The 18,272-nt window shown below is 51.5% G+C and carries 19 protein-coding genes; 8 read left to right on the forward strand and 11 right to left on the reverse strand.

The features are described from left to right. Positions 1 to 151: 151 nt before the first annotated feature. Both FT643_RS20410 and glnK read right to left on the reverse strand, forming a co-directional pair. Positions 152 to 1,390 carry an ammonium transporter gene (locus tag FT643_RS20410; RefSeq protein WP_156873290.1) on the reverse strand — a complete coding sequence of 413 codons (1,239 nt, stop codon included), beginning with the start codon at positions 1,388 to 1,390 and terminating at the stop codon, positions 152 to 154. 89 nt (positions 1,391 to 1,479) lie between these two features. Continuing rightward, positions 1,480 to 1,818, reverse strand: a complete 339-nt coding sequence (gene glnK / locus FT643_RS20415; protein ID WP_156873271.1) for a P-II family nitrogen regulator — start codon at positions 1,816 to 1,818, stop codon at positions 1,480 to 1,482. A 334-nt stretch (positions 1,819 to 2,152) separates the two neighbouring features. Here glnK and FT643_RS20420 point away from each other — a divergent pair, with 334 nt between their 5' ends. The 4 genes from FT643_RS20420 to FT643_RS20435 all read left to right on the forward strand — a co-directional run bounded on the left by FT643_RS20420 (position 2,153) and on the right by FT643_RS20435 (position 5,549). Further along, positions 2,153 to 2,419 carry an accessory factor UbiK family protein gene (locus FT643_RS20420; protein ID WP_156873272.1) on the forward strand — a complete coding sequence of 89 codons (267 nt, stop codon included), beginning with the start codon at positions 2,153 to 2,155 and terminating at the stop codon, positions 2,417 to 2,419. Positions 2,420 to 2,592: 173 nt separating this feature from the next. Continuing rightward, positions 2,593 to 3,003 (forward strand): PA2779 family protein, encoded by a 411-nt coding sequence (locus tag FT643_RS20425; RefSeq protein ID WP_198043760.1) that lies wholly within the window; start codon positions 2,593 to 2,595, stop codon positions 3,001 to 3,003. Positions 3,004 to 3,010: 7 nt separating this feature from the next. After that, positions 3,011 to 4,003 carry a PA2778 family cysteine peptidase gene (locus FT643_RS20430; protein ID WP_156873274.1) on the forward strand — a complete coding sequence of 331 codons (993 nt, stop codon included), beginning with the start codon at positions 3,011 to 3,013 and terminating at the stop codon, positions 4,001 to 4,003. A 49-nt stretch (positions 4,004 to 4,052) separates the two neighbouring features. Beyond that, positions 4,053 to 5,549, forward strand: a complete 1,497-nt coding sequence (locus FT643_RS20435; RefSeq protein WP_156873275.1) for a YifB family Mg chelatase-like AAA ATPase — start codon at positions 4,053 to 4,055, stop codon at positions 5,547 to 5,549. 43 nt (positions 5,550 to 5,592) lie between these two features. On the opposite strand, the gene FT643_RS20440 is transcribed toward FT643_RS20435, so the two are convergent. From FT643_RS20440 to FT643_RS20455, 4 genes are read right to left on the reverse strand one after another with little or no spacing between them, the layout of a single operon-like run. Next, positions 5,593 to 6,036 carry a group I truncated hemoglobin gene (locus FT643_RS20440; protein ID WP_198043762.1) on the reverse strand — a complete coding sequence of 148 codons (444 nt, stop codon included), beginning with the start codon at positions 6,034 to 6,036 and terminating at the stop codon, positions 5,593 to 5,595. Between the two features lie 5 nt (positions 6,037 to 6,041). Then, entirely contained in the window at positions 6,042 to 6,923 is an 882-nt protein-coding gene (locus FT643_RS20445; protein WP_156873276.1) for a DUF3034 family protein, read from the reverse strand. A 32-nt stretch (positions 6,924 to 6,955) separates the two neighbouring features. Continuing rightward, a complete protein-coding gene (locus tag FT643_RS20450; RefSeq protein ID WP_198043764.1) occupies positions 6,956 to 9,322 on the reverse strand; it encodes a putative bifunctional diguanylate cyclase/phosphodiesterase in 2,367 nt (788 codons plus the stop codon). Beyond that, on the reverse strand, positions 9,312 to 9,875 hold the full coding sequence (locus FT643_RS20455; RefSeq protein ID WP_156873278.1) for a methylamine utilization protein: 564 nt from the start codon (positions 9,873 to 9,875) through the stop codon (positions 9,312 to 9,314). The genes FT643_RS20450 and FT643_RS20455 overlap by 11 nt, the downstream gene beginning before the upstream one ends. Positions 9,876 to 10,179: 304 nt before the next feature. On the opposite strand from FT643_RS20455, the gene FT643_RS20460 reads away from it, so the two are divergent. Genes FT643_RS20460 through FT643_RS20470 form a run of 3 tightly spaced genes read left to right on the forward strand, consistent with a single transcriptional unit; the run spans position 10,180 to position 12,613 of the window. Further along, positions 10,180 to 11,226, forward strand: a complete 1,047-nt coding sequence (locus tag FT643_RS20460) for a DUF7064 domain-containing protein (protein WP_156873279.1) — start codon at positions 10,180 to 10,182, stop codon at positions 11,224 to 11,226. Between the two features lie 2 nt (positions 11,227 to 11,228). Next, entirely contained in the window at positions 11,229 to 12,236 is a 1,008-nt protein-coding gene (locus FT643_RS20465) for a phosphotransferase family protein (protein ID WP_156873280.1), read from the forward strand. After that, positions 12,227 to 12,613, forward strand: coding sequence for a DUF6285 domain-containing protein (locus FT643_RS20470; RefSeq protein WP_156873281.1), 387 nt, complete (start codon positions 12,227 to 12,229; stop codon positions 12,611 to 12,613). The genes FT643_RS20465 and FT643_RS20470 overlap by 10 nt, the downstream gene beginning before the upstream one ends. A gap of 14 nt (positions 12,614 to 12,627) precedes the next feature. On the opposite strand, the gene FT643_RS20475 is transcribed toward FT643_RS20470, so the two are convergent. From FT643_RS20475 to FT643_RS20495, 5 genes are all read right to left on the reverse strand, one after another. After that, positions 12,628 to 13,824, reverse strand: a complete 1,197-nt coding sequence (locus FT643_RS20475) for a cytochrome P450 (protein ID WP_156873282.1) — start codon at positions 13,822 to 13,824, stop codon at positions 12,628 to 12,630. Continuing rightward, positions 13,824 to 14,444: a carboxymuconolactone decarboxylase family protein gene (locus tag FT643_RS20480; RefSeq protein WP_156873283.1), complete on the reverse strand. Its 621-nt coding sequence runs from the start codon at positions 14,442 to 14,444 to the stop codon at positions 13,824 to 13,826. Before FT643_RS20480 ends, FT643_RS20475 begins: the two co-directional genes overlap by 1 nt. A 118-nt stretch (positions 14,445 to 14,562) precedes the next feature. Beyond that, a complete protein-coding gene (locus tag FT643_RS20485; protein WP_156873284.1) occupies positions 14,563 to 15,378 on the reverse strand; it encodes a TauD/TfdA dioxygenase family protein in 816 nt (271 codons plus the stop codon). Between the two features lie 33 nt (positions 15,379 to 15,411). After that, positions 15,412 to 15,735, reverse strand: a complete 324-nt coding sequence (locus tag FT643_RS20490) for a hypothetical protein (protein ID WP_156873285.1) — start codon at positions 15,733 to 15,735, stop codon at positions 15,412 to 15,414. After that, complete coding sequence (locus FT643_RS20495) at positions 15,732 to 17,018, reverse strand: aromatic ring-hydroxylating oxygenase subunit alpha (RefSeq protein ID WP_156873286.1); 1,287 nt, start codon at positions 17,016 to 17,018, stop codon at positions 15,732 to 15,734. Before FT643_RS20495 ends, FT643_RS20490 begins: the two co-directional genes overlap by 4 nt. Before the next feature lie 155 nt (positions 17,019 to 17,173). On the opposite strand from FT643_RS20495, the gene FT643_RS20500 reads away from it, so the two are divergent. Then, positions 17,174 to 18,094 carry a LysR family transcriptional regulator gene (locus tag FT643_RS20500; protein WP_156873287.1) on the forward strand — a complete coding sequence of 307 codons (921 nt, stop codon included), beginning with the start codon at positions 17,174 to 17,176 and terminating at the stop codon, positions 18,092 to 18,094. Positions 18,095 to 18,272: the final 178 nt, after the last annotated feature.

An 18,272-nucleotide genomic window follows, 5' to 3' on the forward strand; every position in this document is an offset into this window, starting at 1 on the left:
TTCCTAAATGTACATGTGAAACTGAACACTATAAAAGCAATTATAGCCTGTCAAATAATGAGCAGAAGAACAATCCAAAATAATACAAAGCAGATACACAATGAAAAAAGGCTCCCTAAGGAGCCTTTCTTTGTAACAACACGGTCAGCGACTATTTACCGCTACTGACAAACTCGGGATACGCTTCCATGCCACACTCTGACAGATCCGCACCCTCGTATTCTTCCTCTTCCGAAATCCGGATACCTAGCACGGCTTTCAAGAGTCCCCAAACGATCATGGAGGCGACGAATACCCAGACAAAGATCGTCGCAGCACCGATTAACTGGCCCGAGAACGACACATCGCTATTAGTCAGAGGCACCAGCAACAGACCCAACAGACCACAGGTTCCGTGTACTGAGATCGCACCGACCGGGTCGTCAATCTTCAGCTTATCCAGGAACAGGATACTGAACACAACCAACACACCACCGGCGGCACCAAACAGAGTAGCCTGCAGGGCAGTGGGAGTGGAAGGCTCAGCCGTGATAGCAACCAGGCCAGCCAGCGCCCCGTTCAATAACATGGTCAGATCCGCTTTACCGAACAACAGACGGGCGGTAATCAGGGCAGCAACTGCGCCGCCGGCTGCTGCGGTGTTGGTATTCAGGAACACCATGGCGACCGCATTGGCGTTAGCAATATCGCCCAGCTTCAGAACCGAACCACCGTTGAATCCGAACCAACCCATCCACAGAATAAACGTGCCCAGGGTTGCCAGTGGCAGGTTGGCACCGGGAAACGCATGCACTTCACCGTTAGGGCCGTATTTGCCTTTACGTGCGCCCAGCAGAATGACACCGGCTAAAGCGGCAGTCGCACCGGCGAGGTGAACGATACCGGAGCCTGCAAAATCTGAAAACCCTAGGTCACCCAGATTGTAAATACCAAATACATCAGCGCCATTCCAGGTCCAGGCACCTTCCATCGGATAAATGAAGCCAGTCATAACAACCGCAAAAGCCAGGAAAGCCCAAAGCTTCATACGCTCAGCAACTGCGCCGGATACGATCGACATGGCGGTTGCTACGAACACCACCTGGAAGAAAAAGTCGGATGCGCCGGAGTAAATAGAGCCTCCTTCAAAGCCGTCTTCGCGAGCTGCAAAGTCGCCCAGAACCGAGGTCACGTCGACATCAGCTATGCCGGACAGGAATAGGGATCCGTCGTACATAATGTAATAACCACACACCAGATACATGATGCACGAGATGGCGAACAACGCCACGTTCTTGGTTAGGATTTCGGTTGTATTCTTCGATCGGACTAAACCGGATTCGAGCATGGCGAAGCCTGCTGCCATCCACATAACAAGTGCGCCGCACACCAGAAAATAGAAGGTGTCCATCGCATATTGGAGATGAAAAATTTGGTTTTCCACGGTCTTGCCTCCGCAAAATTAGAAAGTAATAGGCATGGATTTTTAAGCTTTAAGTGTTAGATCGCATCAGTTCCCGTTTCACCGGTACGAATGCGAATTGCCTGCTCCAATGGCGTAACAAAGATTTTGCCGTCACCGATTTTGCCGGTGTTGGCTGCTTTGCTAATCGATTCAATCACCTGATCCAGCAGGTCATCGGATGTGGCAACTTCAATTTTTACCTTTGGCAAGAAGTCGACTACATATTCCGCACCCCGGTACAATTCGGTATGGCCTTTTTGACGCCCAAACCCCTTGACCTCGGTAACGGTAATTCCCTGAACCCCAATTTCTGACAATGCTTCACGCACGTCATCCAGTTTGAATGGCTTGATTACAGCAGTAACCAGTTTCATAGAACATCTCCTATTAATGCTCGAAAGCGAAAGTTGCTATGGTCCCGTTAATTATTCGCAATTCAGTGCAAACACCCAGCACGCTGCCCAATCGCGGAACATGCATTGTGGATAGCACAAACCATGCCTATTAGTATTAATTGCTTATAATCAAAGGGTTAACCATAAAACATGGCAAGAAAGTTGTCATGATCGCACCATTATAGCGCACCAAAATCAAGCACGCTGCGCTAAATAGAGGCTTCAATTTGGTGCAACCCACACCAGCATAGTGCCTTTGGCGAAATCCGGTTGCACCGTGATACACTCACGGCACCATCATGAAGGAGCCATCATGAACCGTCAGGAAAACTTAGTAAACCGAATTTTAGAGTTGATATCGGAGCGAATGCCTCAGGATATCGGGGAAATCGGCGCCGATCTGAAGCACAACCTGTCCGCCGTCATCAAAGAATCCATGTCCAAAATGGACTTGGTCTCCCGTGAAGAGTTTGACGTTCAAACCAAAGTTCTGGCCCGCACCCGTGCCCGATTGGAAGCCATGGAGAAGAAGCTGGACCAATTGGAACGCACGTTGGAAACGGGTGTCGAACAACAATAGCTCAATCAGCAAATGGACTTTGCGCCCTAAAATATAAAAAAAGTAACTTCCGTCGATACTTTACTCTGACGACATTTAGATAATTTTACTGACCTTTCCGAAAAAGAGGCCTCATCACAGAGCTTTGAGGCCGCTTTATGAAATTAATGTTGGCAACGGTAGAGGAGAATCACGTGAGTCGATTCAGTTCCACACAACGAAATATGGCGCGCCTTTTGATTACCATGATGGTATTAATCGGCTTTACCCACTCCACAGCTCAAGCGGCTTTTGTTAGCACTGGGCAGATAGTCGACCAACAACTGCTTTCCCACGACCGTCAACAATTGATATCGCGACTGTCGGAACCCCAAGCCGTTGAAACCATGACTCGTATGGGCGTCGACCCCGCAGTAGTTCAATCCCGAGTCGATAGCATGACCGCAGAAGAACTCACTGCCTTTAATCAGCAAGTGGAAGATATGCAAGCGGGTGGCTCCAGCGTCGTGGGTGTGGTAATACTGGTTTTCGTCGTACTGGTGGTCCTGGATTTACTGGGCACCACAAACATTTTCCCGGCAATCAAGCCAATCAATACTGACTAGGCGCAGTTTGAAGCCTGATATCAGCCTGGTGCTCACGGTCATGGTACTGCTGACAGCAGGCTGCTCCTTCAGCCCTCCCCTCACGCTGGATTCGCAACGAATAACCGGCCTGAATCACGCGGAAATAGCCGCGACCCCTTTTTTGTTGCAGGACGATTATCAATGTGGCCCCGCCTCTTTAGCCATGGTAATGAACTACTATGGCGCCGATATAACGCCGCAACGTCTGGCACCCACCGTCTTCACCCCCGATGCCAACGGCAGCTTTCCCGCCGAAATGGACGCGGCAATCCGCCGCCAAGGCTTTATCAGTTATCCCGTAAACACCCCGGAAGACCTGATGCTGGAAGTGGCAGCCGGACACCCGGTGGTCACACTTCAGAACCTCGGAGTCAGTTGGTATAAAAAGTGGCATTTTGCCGTCGTCGTCGGCTTTGACCTGGATACCCGCAGTTTCATTCTACGCTCCGGCGAGCATCCACGACTGATCACCGGAATGCGCTTGTTCAACACCACCTGGTTACGCAGCCAACGCTGGGGCCGCGTCATTTTACCCGCGCACCAAATACCGGCGACAGCAACGCCCTTAGCCTTTCTGAAAGCCGCGTCGGACCTGGAGGCAACCGGGCCGGAAGGAGCCGCATACCCGGCGTATGCCGCTGCGGTTAAACGCTGGCCGGAACGACCCATGACACAGTTTGCTATGGGCAATTACCTACTGCAGAAAGATAAGCCCCGGGACGCCAAAACGCGCTTCCTGGCGCTACTGAAGCTGGATCCTGAATTTGCCGAAGGCTGGAATAACTTTGCCTATACCCTGGACGCATTGGACTGCCCGACGCTTGCCGTGCAGGCGGCGCAATGTGCAAACAGGCTCAGCCCGAATACACCGGCCATTCAGAACACCCTTCTGGAAATGCAAACGGTGCTGGAAGGCGGCAAACAACCGGCTAGTCCTGTTCCGAATCAATGTGATCTGAAGCTGACCTGTCCGCGCTGATTTTTAACATGGTCGTGTCTATATGTAATATTGACTCAAGGATTTACCTTTGCCACTTGCCATCGTACAAACCCGCGCCCGTGTGGGTATGAATGCCCCTCAGGTAACAGTCGAAGTTCATCTTTCAAACGGATTGCCCGCCTTTAATATGGTGGGATTACCGGATGCAGCCGTGCGGGAAAGCAAAGAACGGGTCCGCAGTGCCATCCTCAATGCCGGTTTTGATTTTCCCCAACGCCGTATCACCATTAACCTTGCTCCCGCCGACTTGCCCAAAGACGGTGGCCGCTTTGATCTGCCCATCGCTGTAGGTATTCTGGCAGCTTCAGAGCAAATTGCCCTGGCCAGCGTCGAGCCGTTCGAATTTATCGGGGAGCTGGCGCTGTCTGGGGAGCTTCGTCCCGTGGAAGGGGTGTTGACCGCGTCCATTGCCGCCACCGCAGCAAAGCTGGGGTTGTTTGTTCCGCAGCGTAACGCAGCAGAGGCAGCACTGCCCGCCAGCAGCCAGATCTATCCATGCGATCACTTGTTACAGGTATGCAGTCGGCTGAAAAACCCCGCGTTGCTAAGCCCGCACCCGCGCTGTATGGACGTTGAAAACGATTTGTGGTCCCGCTATCCGGATCTGGCTGATGTAAAAGGTCAGCATTTGGCGCGCAGAGCACTGGAGGTGGCGGCCGCAGGCAAGCACAATTTACTGATGATGGGGCCGCCGGGGGCCGGGAAATCCATGCTCGCGGCCCGACTGCCGGGCATATTGCCGCCCATGACAGAAGCGGAGACCATGGAAACCGCCGCCATTCACTCTGTCTCGCAATACAACCCGAAACCGCTATTCCAACGTCCGATTCGGACACCCCATCATACCGCCTCCAGCGTTGCGCTGGCCGGTGGCGGCAGCAACCCCAAGCCCGGCGAAATTTCATTAGCCCATAACGGGGTTTTATTTCTGGATGAATTTCCTGAGTTTCCGCGCAAAGTGCTGGAAGTGCTTCGGGAGCCACTGGAGACCGGTGAAATTGCCATCTCCCGGGCGGCGCAGCAGGTCGTGTATCCGGCTAATTTTCAATTAATCGCAGCATTGAATCCGTGCCCGTGTGGCCATCCGAAACAGCCGCCAGAAGGTTGCACCAACCCACAACAATGTTGCAGCAAGTATCAAAGCAAACTATCCGGCCCGCTACTGGATCGTATCGATATGCACATCCAGGTCGATGCCCTGCCCATCAGTGATTTGCAAAAGCCGGAGCATGGGGAGTCCAGCGACGAGGTGCGTGATCGCGTGACCTGCGCGCGAGCGATTCAGTTGCAACGCCAAGGTTGTGCCAATCACGATTTGAACTCGAAACAACTGAATGCATTTTGTCAGCTGAGTGACGCCGATAGCGGCTTTGCGTTACAAGCCGTCAACCGGCTGGGCCTCTCAGCCCGAGGCTATCACCGAATTTTGAAGGTGGCCCGCACTCTGGCAGATCTGGCACAAGCGGAGCAGATCAGCAAAGTCCATCTGAGCGAAGCGCTGTCTTATCGGGCATTATTCAACTAGCGTTTGATTATCCGCCATGGTGATTTTCGATACCGGGTTTCACCTAATGGTAAATGATATCGGGCCTTAGCGGCGCCAGCCTGGACAGCAACTTATTCTGCGTCGTTTGGGGAATGCCGTGTTTTTCCATGGACATGATCAGTAGATCCACTGTGCGATTGAACTCGGATTCGTTGATATCCATATTGGCATGGACATCCAGCATAGAATCACCACTGTATTGGCAGGGGCCGTCACTGACTTCGCATATCTGTTCTATCAGTTTGCTGCGAAAACGATCCAGATCCGTCTGTTCAAAATGCTGCACAATCTGCTCATCGAAGCCCACCTCATAAATAAAACCATCAACAATCTTTTCGATTGCCGGTAACCCCCCCAGCTCGTCATAAAGCGTGGTTTCATTTTGCACCGACTGACACGCGGATAACAACAGCGCGCCTGATATCAGGATGGCCGTTTTCATAATGGCTTGAATTGTTTTTTTCATTCTGATCACCACAAATACCCGGTTAATGATAGATAGGCACCGCTTTGATCGTTCGCCCCGGCAATGGAACCCAGGTTGACCCAGGCACCGGTAATGTTGAAATGTTTATTGGGAATATAAGCCACAAAGACATCGTATGCGTCTTGCTCTTCGGCAAAACTGAGATTATCCGGCTTTTGCCGGTATTCGGCCCCCAACGCAAACTTGCGGCTGAGTAAAACCGCCAACGACCCTTCAGCCATGATTTCATAATCGTCATTGCGATCACCGCCGAAGCCCAACAAACCGAATTGATTGGCTTTGGTTGCGCGTAGCGTTGCATTCCATACCAGGTTATAACCAAATAACACACCCAAATGCGCCTTGGTGGCGGCGACATAAAAATCGGTACCGTGATCGCTATCGTCTGCACCCGCCGCCGTGGCAATAAAATCGTCCTGTAATTCCTTGTATTGAACTCCGGCACTGATCTGCGGCATCGACGAGTACACCACATCCCCGGCGATGCGGGCTTTCACACCCAATATCTGTTGGTTAATCTCGCGCTGGCCGAAGGGGATATCGCGCAGTTCAAACGTTTGCCGCGCCAAGCTGACTTCCACCCGGTCGTACAGGCTCACGCTGGCGCCAAACATTTGCAGACGGTAATCGTCCAGGCTGGCCCGGCTCATAAATACAGCGGACGCGGTTTCGTCGCGGGAATCGTAGCCACTCAACGTGGCCCAGGGCACCAAACCTCCCCCACCACTGCCTTCCACCTGCGTGACACCGGCAGTCTCCTGCAATTTGCCCTGACCGGCAAAGGCGGATTCGCCCGCATACAGACATAGCACGGAACACAGACACACTAAAATCGAAGGTTTTGCCGGGATAACGGGTAAAGGCATTCCAGAGTCCAAAAAAAGCCAACATTCGTTGATTATAGACCAGTCTTTTTAAGGCCTTGCGTTGTTGCGCGCTGGAGAGTGGGATCTATGCTCTGTGAATAATTATTTACCCAGGGCAGGACCTCTTTTGCAGGCAGCGGTTTGCTAATAAAGAACCCCTGAATCCAATCACAGCCCCAGCTACGCAGAAGCGCCAACGAGGCTTCATCTTCCACACCTTCTGCCACCACCTTCAGATTAAAGCTGTGAGCCAGGCTAATGGTGGACTGCACGATGATTTTATCGTTTTCCAGATTCGCTAATTGCAACACAAAGCTTTTATCGATTTTCAGCTCAGTTACCGGCATGTGTTTTAACTGCGACAACGATGAATAGCCGGTACCAAAATCATCGATTGCCAGTTCAAATCCGTTTTTACGGAATTTCAATAACAGCTGGTTCGCCTCTTCCGGATCACGCATTATTTCACTTTCAGTAATTTCGAAGGACAGTGAATTCGCGGGCAGCTGATTTTGCACCAACAAGCGATTAATATGGTCCAGCAAATGCGGGCGCGATAAGTCTTTTGCCGACAGGTTAATTGCCACCTGCGCGTTGAATCCCTGCTGGTGCCATTGCGCAATCTGGATGACCACGGCTTCCACCACCCAATCGGTTACCGCACCAATCAAACCCGCCTGTTCGGCAAAAGGAATAAACAAATCCGGCGGCACAAAACCTTGTTGGGGATGAATCCAGCGGATCAACGCTTCAAAACGCGTTGCCTGCATCGTACTACTGAATATTTTAGGCTGATAGTGCATTTGTAACTGACCATCGTTATCAGCCAATGCCGTTTTCAGATCGGCCAACAAGCGCAAGCGCGTTAGATGTTCCTCTTCCAGTTGTTGCTCATAGATGGCCATTGAGAGTTGTTCACGACGCGCCATATCCAAAGCAATACTGGCTTTCTGCACTAGTTCGTCGGCTTGTGTGCTGTCTTTGGGTGCCAGTGCCGCCCCCATTGAAAAACGCAGAGTGATTTCCAGCGAGTGAATGTTATACGGTTGCGACAGTGCTTCCAGCAAATATTCTGCTGCGCGCTCCAGACTGCAATCCAGATTCAGCGCCACCAGAAATTCATCGCCTCCCAGCCGCGCAGCCAGGCAATTTGAAACCGGCAGATTCATCAACCGCTGTCCAATTTGTTGCAGACACTGATCACCCACCACATGCCCGAAGGTGTCATTAACCACCCTGAAATCCAGAATATTCAGGCAGATCACGGCGAAATTATCGTTACCAGCCCCGTCTAACGCGTCCCGTAGCAGGGTAATAATGTACTGACGATTAATTAGGTTCGTAAGCGGGTCATGATGGGCCTGATGCACGATTCTGGCTTCCCTTTCCGCCAGATCGATCTGCATACTATTGAAGGCATCAGACAGTTCCAAAATCTCGGTTACACCACTTTCTATCTCGACATTTTTTCGATAGTCACCTGCAGCAATATCCGATGCAGTTCTGGCCAGGCGGCTGAGCGGTTTAGCCAGATTGCGAGCCATCACCGCCGACCCAAGCAGTGCTAACAGGCAGGCGACCATGGCAATCGCAATAATCTCCAACTGCAACAAATCAAAATTTTTGAAGGCATCTGATACCGAGGCAGACAAATAAACCGTAATCGGATCCCGGCCACCATCATTCAGGGGAAAGTACCGGGAAGCAAATTGTGGACGAACCAAAATGGGCAATGCAATCGGTTCACCGGATTTTGCTGCATGGCTCACTACCCCCGCAAGCGACTCAGCGGGCAATGTCGTAATGGAAGGCACGCCGACAGAAACAAAGCTCACATCCTGAAGCGTCAACGCTTTCAGTTCGTTTGCCAGCGCCTGGTTTATTTCAAAACCAATCATCGCAACCGCTATCGCAACGGGCGCTTTCACCGGCAACAAAATAACCTGGTATAGCTTGCCGTTTAGATAAAGGTGCCGCGTCAGCCCGCCGTGATTCAGGGTGCGCTCCACAACATCTGCGGTATCAAAACCCACAACCTCGGCGTCCAGATTCGATGCAATCAAGTCACCCTGCAACGACAACAACGCCATCAGGTCGGCGCCAATGCGATTACCCTGGTTCAACAAGGCGCTTTTTATCGTGGCCTCATCCGCGCTGGCAGCAGCCTGTTTAAACCCGAAATCCGCGGTTAACACTTCGGCAGACGAAACCAGTTGCTGCTCGCGACTTTGCAACATCTGTTTCAGTACACTTTCAGCAACATTCAGATCGCTTTCAATCTGAACCCGCGCATGGTGGGACGTTGACACCCAAACTGAAATCCCAAACGCCAGCGTCACCGCGAGCAGTGGCCCGATAACGAACTTTAATATTCTTGCGCGAAGCGGTTTAGCTGCCATAACGTTTGAAGCGGTTATATTTGAAACTGTGACCGGCATCGGGCTTCGATTCGGGTGTCTCGGAAGCCCGCAACGTTAACGGCATACGAAACCGGTCGTCCGGCAGTGAATCCGGAACCAGTATCGGGGTGAGCGCCGCTAGATTGCCCTTCTGTTGCGGATGCCAAACTCGCACTTCGGTGGCCTCGTCGGGCAGCTCCAGTGTGGTGATGCCTTGCTCATCGGTCTGCGCCCACACCGCGCCCTCGCTGACAACAATATAACCCACCATGCCGTCGTGTATATTGCAGCCCAGCACCACTATGCCCGGTCGATCAAACAGAATCGGCGCTTCCGGTTTGCCGGCATACAGCTTTAACTCGAAGACCTTGGGGGACGAAAACGAATACACGTGATGGCGGATATTATCGCTGTTGGGAAAGCTCACACTCGTGCCCCGGCCGACCGTCAGAACATAGGGCCGGAATTGCCTTTCAACCTGGTCCATCACGGCCGGTTTAGGGGCAATCGGCGCAGGCACTGCGTCGGGCAACATAATCACAGCGTTAGGCACTGGCGCCCCCTGCTGATCCACCACATGAATGGAAACAGTGCGGCCGCTCGTCCATGTCGACGACAGACATAAAGCGAATGCAAAAAGGGATGAACAAAGCCAGATTCGAATCTGCAATGACAGGTCTCTCACCATTAAAACTACGGGTACTTAATTGGTGAATATCAGTATAGCAAAGAGATGACTTCTGTCTGGCTGATTTTTGACCTGATCGTTCGAGCCCTTAACATTGTCAACTGCTTGCGTTAATATGACCAACTGGTCACGCTCCAGGCGAACAACAACAAAAATAAGGAACCCCTTTATGGACCTCAGCCAAAAAGCATCCATCCGCTTGCGAGCGCAAGACGAAGGTATGCACCCCATTGAAAAAGCACACAATTTTAATGAAAGCATGTACTTTAACCTGTTCGATCACCAGCAAAAGATCGGCGGCTGGTTCCGCTTGGGAAATCGCCCCAATGAAGGCCACGCAGAAATGTCCTTCTGCTTTTATCTGCCCGACGGCCGGGTTGCATTCATGTTTCGGCGCGCCGCCATTGACAACAACGACGCACTCAATGCCGGTGGAATGGCCTTTGATGTCATTAAGCCTCTTCACACCTTGCGGGTGACCTACACCGGTGAGGTCTGTGTATTAGCAGACCCGCAGGCGATGGAAAACCCGAAGCAGGCCTTTGCTGATAATCCCCACGTACACGCCAAACTGGACCTGACCTTTCAGGGGTTTACTCCGGTGTATGGTGGTGAGGCCGTGGACAACAACGGCAAGCCGATCGAGGAAGCTCCGGATGAAGCTTTCGCCCGCGGGCACTACGAGCAGCACATGCGCGGCAACGGCCAGGTTGGGATTGGCGATGAGCAGTTCGACCTCAACGGCTTCGGACTGCGCGATCATTCCTGGGGTCCGCGTTACTGGCAGAATCTATATTGGTACCGCTGGTTGCCGATGGTCTTCAGCGACCAGCTGGCGATCAATATTTCCATCGTCACCATGGCCAGCGGTCGTCAGCATATTTGGGGCATGGTGTACGATTGTCGCAATGGAGGCCCCCAACAATACGACCTGATAGACACCGCCGAGCTGGAATCCACATTGGATTCCCGCCTGCAGGCCCAATCCCAGACTGCAACAATCACCACCGTAAGCGGGCGACGTTATCAGATCAGCGGCCAATCTCTGGCCTTGATTCCTCTGCGTAACCGCCGCCAGACCAACACAGGGGAATGGCGCACCACCCGGATAACCGAAGCCATGACCCGCTTTGAGTGCGATGGCATGGTGGGTTATGGCATGTCGGAATATCTGGATCAGATAATGAATGACGAACCCGTTGGTAAGGCCTGCTAAGCATGAACAGCCATCAGATCCAACGCGCATTGCACCCCGCCTGTGCCGCATTATTCAGCGGAGAGATTCACTTCGGAGAGTGTCACAAGCTAACCGGCGGTGCATCCGCTGCCACCTGGTTTGTTGCCCTGTATCACAACGACCGTGCCCGAAATCTGATTCTGCGCCTGGACGCCGGGTCCGATCAGTTCATTACCGGTGTGGGTAAAACGGCGGAAGCAAAAGCGCAGCGGGCCGCAGGGGAAAACGGGGCACCGGTGGCAACGGTGCTGCATATTTTTGAAAAACATCCGCAGCTGGGTAACGGTTACCTGATGGAAGCGCTGGAAGGCGAATCCCTGGCCCCGCGCATACTGAAATCCGAAGACTACGCCGCCGCCCGCGACCGCTTGAGTGCGCATTGCGCTCAGGCACTGGTTCGCATTCATCAGACACCGCTGTCCCGAGTCAACTTTCTACCGCTGCAGGACGCCGCTACGCAATTGGAAGAACTGCAAAAACTGCATTTGAGTTTTGGCGAGGCCCTGCCGGTTTTCAGCTTGGCGTTCCACTGGTTACAACGCCACATCCCGGCTTGCCCTGCGCCGGCGTTAGTACACGGGGATTTTCGTCTGGGCAATTTGCTGGTGACGAAAGCCGGTTTGAACGGCGTACTGGACTGGGAGCTGTGTCATCTGGGTGATCCGATGGAAGACATCGGTTGGCTTTGTTGCCGGGCCTGGCGCTTCAGCAGACCGCACAAGCCGGTCGGGGGGTTCGGCGAGCGCAACGATCTGTTCCAGTGTTATGCCACGCTTTCAGGCCAGGAGATTGACGCAAACCGGGTGCGCTACTGGGAACTGTTCGCCAATCTGAAGTGGGGCGTAATCTGTCAATATCAGGCGTATGCCCATTTGCGCGGCCAGGTGCGCAGCGTCGAACGCGCTGCCATCGGCCGACGGGTGGCGGAAACCGAATACGATATGATGCAGATCTTGCACGCCATAGCGGAGCAAACCGAATGCCATTGAACCGACCGACCCGAATTGAATTGTTGGATGCAGTGGAATCGTATTTGCGTGAACCGGTGACCGATGCGAAAGCCGATGCGTTTTACCGGCGGGTTGCTGGCAACGTGCTTGCGATCGTGCAGCGGGAGCTGTTGCAAGCAAATCAATTTGTCATGCAAGAGCGGATTTTACTATGGACACGGTTACCCGAATGCGCAAGTGCAACGGTTATCCCTACGACCGAAGAGCAGACACAACAGGCTTGCAGCGAGATCAATCAACGGCTATGCGACCAAATCCAGCAAGATGAGATTGCGTTCGATACCCGGCTAACCTCGACCTTGCTGGAAATTGCGCAACTGAAATTAGCAATTGATAATCCCCGGCATGTTGTTTGAACGGGATAAGCGAGCTAACGGATCACTACCGGAAAGGAATCCCAACCTCGAACAGAGGTAGTTGAGGAAAAAACCGCACTGGGGTAATCCACATCCCACTCCTTGAAGCGCTTGAATATTTCTTCTACGGCGATGCGCGTTTCCAGCCGCGCGAGCGCCATACCGATGCAGGTGTGAATTCCTGTGCCAAACGTCACGTGGGTCTGTTTCCGACGATAGATATCAAAGGTGTCACCGTCCTCAAAGCGGGTTTCGTCACGATTGGCGGAAGCCAGAATAAAATCAACCGAGCTGCCCTCGGGAATGAGGATACCTTCTATTTCTACGTCTCGTGTAACGTAGCGGGCCGCGTGCGCGCCCGGAGGTTCAAAACGCAACACTTCTTCAATCATGTCCGGTATCAACTCCGGATTATCCGCCACATCACGACGCTGATCCGGGTGTTCCGCCAGGGTTTTACCAACCCAGCTTAGCAGACGCCCGGTGGTTTCATTGCCAGCAGCCGCCATCAAGGTCACCATACCCAGGATTTCGTCACGGCTGAGCTTGCGAGTGATACCGGTTTCATCCTTGATTTCTGTGTTAAGCAATTGCGTCATAATATCGTCCGACGGATGCTCCATGCGCCAGTCGATATACTCTGCAAAGTCTTCACCGTCGGAAAAACTGGTAGCTGCGTCCATCGGCTTGCCGGCTTCAGAGCGGATTTTGGCGTCGGTCATCTCGCGCACCCCCTGCAAATCAGCGTCCGGTATTCCCAGCAGCATTCCGATTACACGCATTGGCACCTGCCCCCCCAAATCCCCGACAAAATCGAAACGATCGCCTGGTTTGAACGGGTCCAGACAGAATTTACAGAACTCGCGGATCTTCGGTTCCAGCACGCTCATGTTTTTTGGTGAGAACAACATCGACAAAACATTGCGATGCACCGTATGACTCGGCGGATCTTCCATAATAAAAATACCGCGTGGAAACTCAAACCCGGACTTGATTATTTCCAGAACGTTACCCCTTGCAGAACTGAAGGTCTTCGCATCTCGCATGCCTTTCACCACATCGTCGTAACGACTGACGGCATAAAAGTCGTATTCCTCGTTGTAGTAAACCGGCGCCTCGTTTCGCAAGCGACGAAAGACAGGATAAGGGTCTTGCCAGATTTCTTCTTTGTAAGGGTCATAATAAAGTGGCTCTGAACTCGCCGTATTCATTATTCCTGCCCCCCGGTTGACTGCTGGTCAAACCCTTTCATGCCGTCCTTAAGAGGAACACCAAACGTATTTAGATACATGCCTACCAGGATATAGCCACCAATAAGAAAAATAATATCGATAAGTTGTTTACGATCAAAATGACCTGCCAGCGCATCCCACAGTTGATTATCAATGCGGGTTGATTCCCTCAGCTGATCGATTGCACTCAGCAAATGGGTCTCTTGCTCGGACCAGGGTCCGGCATTCACCCCTTGAGTGATCCTTTCTATATCCGCTTGCGAAAACACACCGTTATTAACCGCCATCATCGAGTGTTGCGCCCACTCATACTCCGAGCGCCACAACCATGAAACCCGTAACACAATTAATTCGTGAACCCGATTATCCAGGGTGGTTTCCATCAGCAAATAACGGGCAAAGGGGAAGAATACCCTAGCCAGCGCGGGGTGCTGCAAAACGCAAGAAAGCACCGGCGACAAATTATCTTTCTCGCTTTCATCACCACCCAAGCCGAGCCTACCGAATGTCTCCGAAAATGCGCTCAAAATATCGCGCACTTCGTCCGTCCACTGATCATGAGTAATCGGGGGAATACGCATACTGTCCGGTTTATTCATTTTTCCCTCTCCTGGTCATTTCTTAAGTTTTGCATTCTATTCTGATGCTTATTTCTCGATGTTCGGTCTCTACTTCCAACACACGGCGATTTCCTATAGTTCCCGCAACGGGCCGATGTCAGAGCAACGCTTCTTCGCCAGCCAGAATGGTTCGGTGCATCAGGCGACCACTGCCCATTTCATAGGGTAAAGCCCTATGCAAGGTTCCGGTATTACTCCAGATAAGAAGATCACCCCGCTGCCACTCATGTCGATAAACAAACTTTTCCTGTGTGCACCAATCACGCAGACGGGCGAGCAAAGCGCGGCTTTCTTCCACGCCAAACCCCTCTACATAATCCGCCGTTGCACCAACCAATAATGATTTACGTCCGGACTTATGCCTCCATACCAGAGGGCAGGATTTGGTTGGTGACTGCTGCCACAATTTGACTTCTTCGTAACTCATTTCCGGGGTGACGTAATACTGTGATCGCTCAGCACTGTGCACCACACGCAGGTGCTCAAGGTTCCTTTTGTCTTGATCGGATAGTTGTTCATAGGCGCTGTACGTGTTGCAAAATTCGGTTTGTCCACCGCTATCGGAAAGCTGTATGGCTCTCAACAATGCTGCCAGATTGGGATAAGGTTGCAACGAGCCGTCAAAATGCCAAAAAAGCGATCCCTGCAAATATTTCGCACGAGCATTGACCGCTTCATCCAGTGAGATTTTATAAATGCCGTCCTCACCTTCCGAGGCCACTGTCTGACCTAAGGTTTTGGCAAAAGCAACCTGTTGCTGGTCGTTAAAATCCAGTCCACGAAAATAGATCACACCGCGCTGTTCAAGGATATTGCGTATGTTCTGTGATTCAGAGCCGCTGAGTAGCGTGTCAATATCGGCGTCTATTTCACTGCCGATATGCGGCGTTTTGTTTATTATTTTTAGCGCCATAATGCCCACCTCAAAGAAACAGAATAACCGCCCCTAAGCCAATCGGGTCAGGATGGTATTAGCGGAATTTCTTACCCGGGGTTGCCGCCAAACCTCCACGGCAATGGCCACCGTGATCAGGGTATAAAGCAAATCACGCAAATTGGAAACGTCCTCCGTCAGCGCTTCGCTATATTCAAATTGATCAATAAAGTCTATCGCCGCTTGCCCACGGGGAAACATAACATCATAGAATGCGCGTAACTCCTCTATGCTGCTATTGACGCGCTTAACATAGCGTTGGTGTCCGTCTCTTATGGACCACTCCGGAACCAAATATTCCAGATCCTTGAATGCCTCAGGCAGTAATCCGCTCATACACTTGGTTCCTTTTGTTTTTCCCGCTCTGCAGCAGCGACGTAATCCTGCACCACTTTGTGCAGATGCCGTACCAGAATCTCTTCATCATTGGCATGAAATTCTTTCAGCGCCCCGCTATTCAACATGGCCTGCATGCCTTCAAGCGGACTGGAATCCTCCAACAGAACATCATTAAGAAAAGAGACCGTGAGCTCCTGCGCAATTCTTTCCCGATGGGTGGTCGGTGGCCGGAAATACATATCGACCTCGACGATATGTGAATGCGGGCCGGTCGGCCAATGCGCATGGGTGGTAAACCCGGAGGAGGAAAAGATCAAAACAAAATTGGGAAAAAACTGGAATGAATCGAAACCATAGGTATCTGATCGCGTCGGATTTAAACCTTTGGGTAATGGTGTCGCAATGGCTTTTTTATTCCAGGGGCCTGCAGCGCCGGATTGCGCTAATTGTTCAATCGGTAACGAATACGGCGTCTGCTTTGAGGGTTCACCGTAAAAAGAAAACATCCGGTGCAGTCCTTTCAAATCAAAAGCCAGCGCGTCGGTGTAGGGATTCGGTGAATCAAGCTGGGCAAGCTGGGATAGTGCTTTGAACGTACCGGCGTGCAGATAGGGTCCATGGTAGCTCTCAGCGAAGCCGTCCATAAAAATTTTCCAATTACACTGTATCTCGGCTCTGAACTTATAAACCTGGTGCGGCCCCTTAAATGGGTAGCCTTCCACCCCGCTGGCGAACTCGCCTAAAAAATCCTTCACCGATTCCGTATTATCACGATTCAGGTTAATAAAAATAAACCCTTCCCACACCTCGCACTGAATCAGGGGGACAGAGCAACTGCCGGGCTCGAAATCCAGCAGCAAATCCTTTCGCGTAGGGGAAATCAATGACCCATCAAGGTTATAACGCCAACCGTGAAAACGGCAATACAAACGCGGAGCAGTGCCTTCGGTTTCCAGAAAGGGGTCATCCTTCCACATCAGTTTGTTGCCGCGATGGGGACAAATGTTATGGAATGCCCTAACAACCTCGTCGTTTCCCTTTACGATTAAAACGGAGGTATCCAGCACTTTCAGCTCACGGGTAAAGTAACTTCCCGGTTTCGGTAACTGTTCCACCCGGCCGACATACAACCAGTTTTTTTTAAATATATGCTCACGCTCCTTCTCATAGAATTCCGGTGAGACACAATCGTCCAGTGATATTGGACCGCGCCCCAGCTCCGGGTAAGCATCAGTCCAGTAACCGGATTCCGGTTTTGTGATGAGTGGCTCCCTACTCATAGGGTCCCCCTTCTTATTATGTTGTCTGTGCCTGTAGGTGTGCTGCTTATAGTACACTTGCGTCATAATCGGAAATAGAGATTAAATATCAACACGCTGTTGCATAAATGGAACAGCCAAAACACACCAAACAAACTGATTGAGCTATCTGGGCTATGAAACAAAATTTGAATTTTAATCTGGATGCCTTGATTGTCTTCGGCAAGCTGGTGGAATGTCGTAACCTCTCAAAGGCGGCCACTTTGCTCGGCATGCCGAAATCAACCGTGAGCCGCAAGATCAGCAAGCTGGAATCGGATCTGGGGGTTAAATTATTACGCAAAAACACCCACCAGATAACAGTGACTGACATCGGACAGCAAGTCTACAGCCACAGTCTCAAGATACTGGCTGAAGCAAATGATGTGAGCGCCTTGATAGAAGGCAACAAACAGGAGCCTCAGGGGGAGCTAAGGGCAGCCCTGCCCATATTCATGGGAATTGATTATGCGGCGCGGGTAGGAGGGAGTTTTTTGCAGCGTTATCCCAAATCCCAGCTTGAGCTTCGCTTGGTGGACGAAATGGTGCATCCCATTAAGGATGGGTACGATGTCGTATTCGGTATCGGGCCTCTGCAAAGTTCGACACTCATTGCCCGCAAAGCCTTCGAGTTGGATTGCTTTCTTTGCGCTTCGAAAGAATTCGTGGACGGGCTTGCCGAGCCGTTGACGGTGCCTTCACAACTGAACAAACTGCCTTTCATCGATTTCGACTATTATGGACAGCCACGAAAATCGACTCTTACCAAAGGCAAAAAACGCTACGATATCTCGCCAATGGTCAGGGCCAGAGTTAATAATTTTCAAATAAGCAAAGATTACATACTCCGGGGTCTGGGTGTCGGCATTATGCCGAAACAGATAATCTGTTCCGGCGAATTGAAAGAAGGGGTGATTGTGCCGGTCTTGCCCGAATGGGAACTGCAATCGATCGATGTCTATATGATTTATCCGTTCCAACTGTCTTTTTCAAATTTGATCAGCGCGTTCTATGACACGGCACTGGAAATCATTCTCCAGAATTCCAGCATTCCCTAGTGCCCATTGCAATTCCTTGGTTTAATTTTATTACGCTATATTAGCGGACTAAATAGGTGGATCAGATTTTCAAAAAAGCGGTAGCGCGTGGGCCGGCTTTTCCACTTATCTTTTTGCAGAATTTCCGTATCATTCTGATAACGCTGAATCATATCAACTAATTCAGCAGCCTCTGTAC

Origin of the sequence: Ketobacter sp. MCCC 1A13808 (assembly GCF_009746715.1) — a bacterium.
Taxonomy (GTDB): Bacteria; Pseudomonadota; Gammaproteobacteria; order Pseudomonadales; family Ketobacteraceae; genus Ketobacter.

Coding starts and splice junctions, on each gene's coding strand:
- FT643_RS20450 (WP_198043764.1), bottom strand. CDS start 9,322: ATGGCAGCTAAACCGCTTCGCGCAAGAATATTAAAGTTCGTTATCGGG.
- FT643_RS20475 (WP_156873282.1), bottom strand. CDS start 13,824: ATGAATACGGCGAGTTCAGAGCCACTTTATTATGACCCTTACAAAGAA.
- FT643_RS20460 (WP_156873279.1), top strand. CDS start 10,180: ATGGACCTCAGCCAAAAAGCATCCATCCGCTTGCGAGCGCAAGACGAA.
- FT643_RS20440 (WP_198043762.1), bottom strand. CDS start 6,036: ATGAAAAAAACAATTCAAGCCATTATGAAAACGGCCATCCTGATATCA.
- FT643_RS20485 (WP_156873284.1), bottom strand. CDS start 15,378: ATGGCGCTAAAAATAATAAACAAAACGCCGCATATCGGCAGTGAAATA.
- FT643_RS20445 (WP_156873276.1), bottom strand. CDS start 6,923: ATGCCTTTACCCGTTATCCCGGCAAAACCTTCGATTTTAGTGTGTCTG.
- FT643_RS20465 (WP_156873280.1), top strand. CDS start 11,229: ATGAACAGCCATCAGATCCAACGCGCATTGCACCCCGCCTGTGCCGCA.
- FT643_RS20500 (WP_156873287.1), top strand. CDS start 17,174: ATGAAACAAAATTTGAATTTTAATCTGGATGCCTTGATTGTCTTCGGC.
- FT643_RS20490 (WP_156873285.1), bottom strand. CDS start 15,735: ATGAGCGGATTACTGCCTGAGGCATTCAAGGATCTGGAATATTTGGTT.
- glnK (WP_156873271.1), bottom strand. CDS start 1,818: ATGAAACTGGTTACTGCTGTAATCAAGCCATTCAAACTGGATGACGTG.
- FT643_RS20480 (WP_156873283.1), bottom strand. CDS start 14,444: ATGAATAAACCGGACAGTATGCGTATTCCCCCGATTACTCATGATCAG.
- FT643_RS20470 (WP_156873281.1), top strand. CDS start 12,227: ATGCCATTGAACCGACCGACCCGAATTGAATTGTTGGATGCAGTGGAA.
- FT643_RS20495 (WP_156873286.1), bottom strand. CDS start 17,018: ATGAGTAGGGAGCCACTCATCACAAAACCGGAATCCGGTTACTGGACT.
- FT643_RS20410 (WP_156873290.1), bottom strand. CDS start 1,390: ATGGACACCTTCTATTTTCTGGTGTGCGGCGCACTTGTTATGTGGATG.
- FT643_RS20420 (WP_156873272.1), top strand. CDS start 2,153: ATGAACCGTCAGGAAAACTTAGTAAACCGAATTTTAGAGTTGATATCG.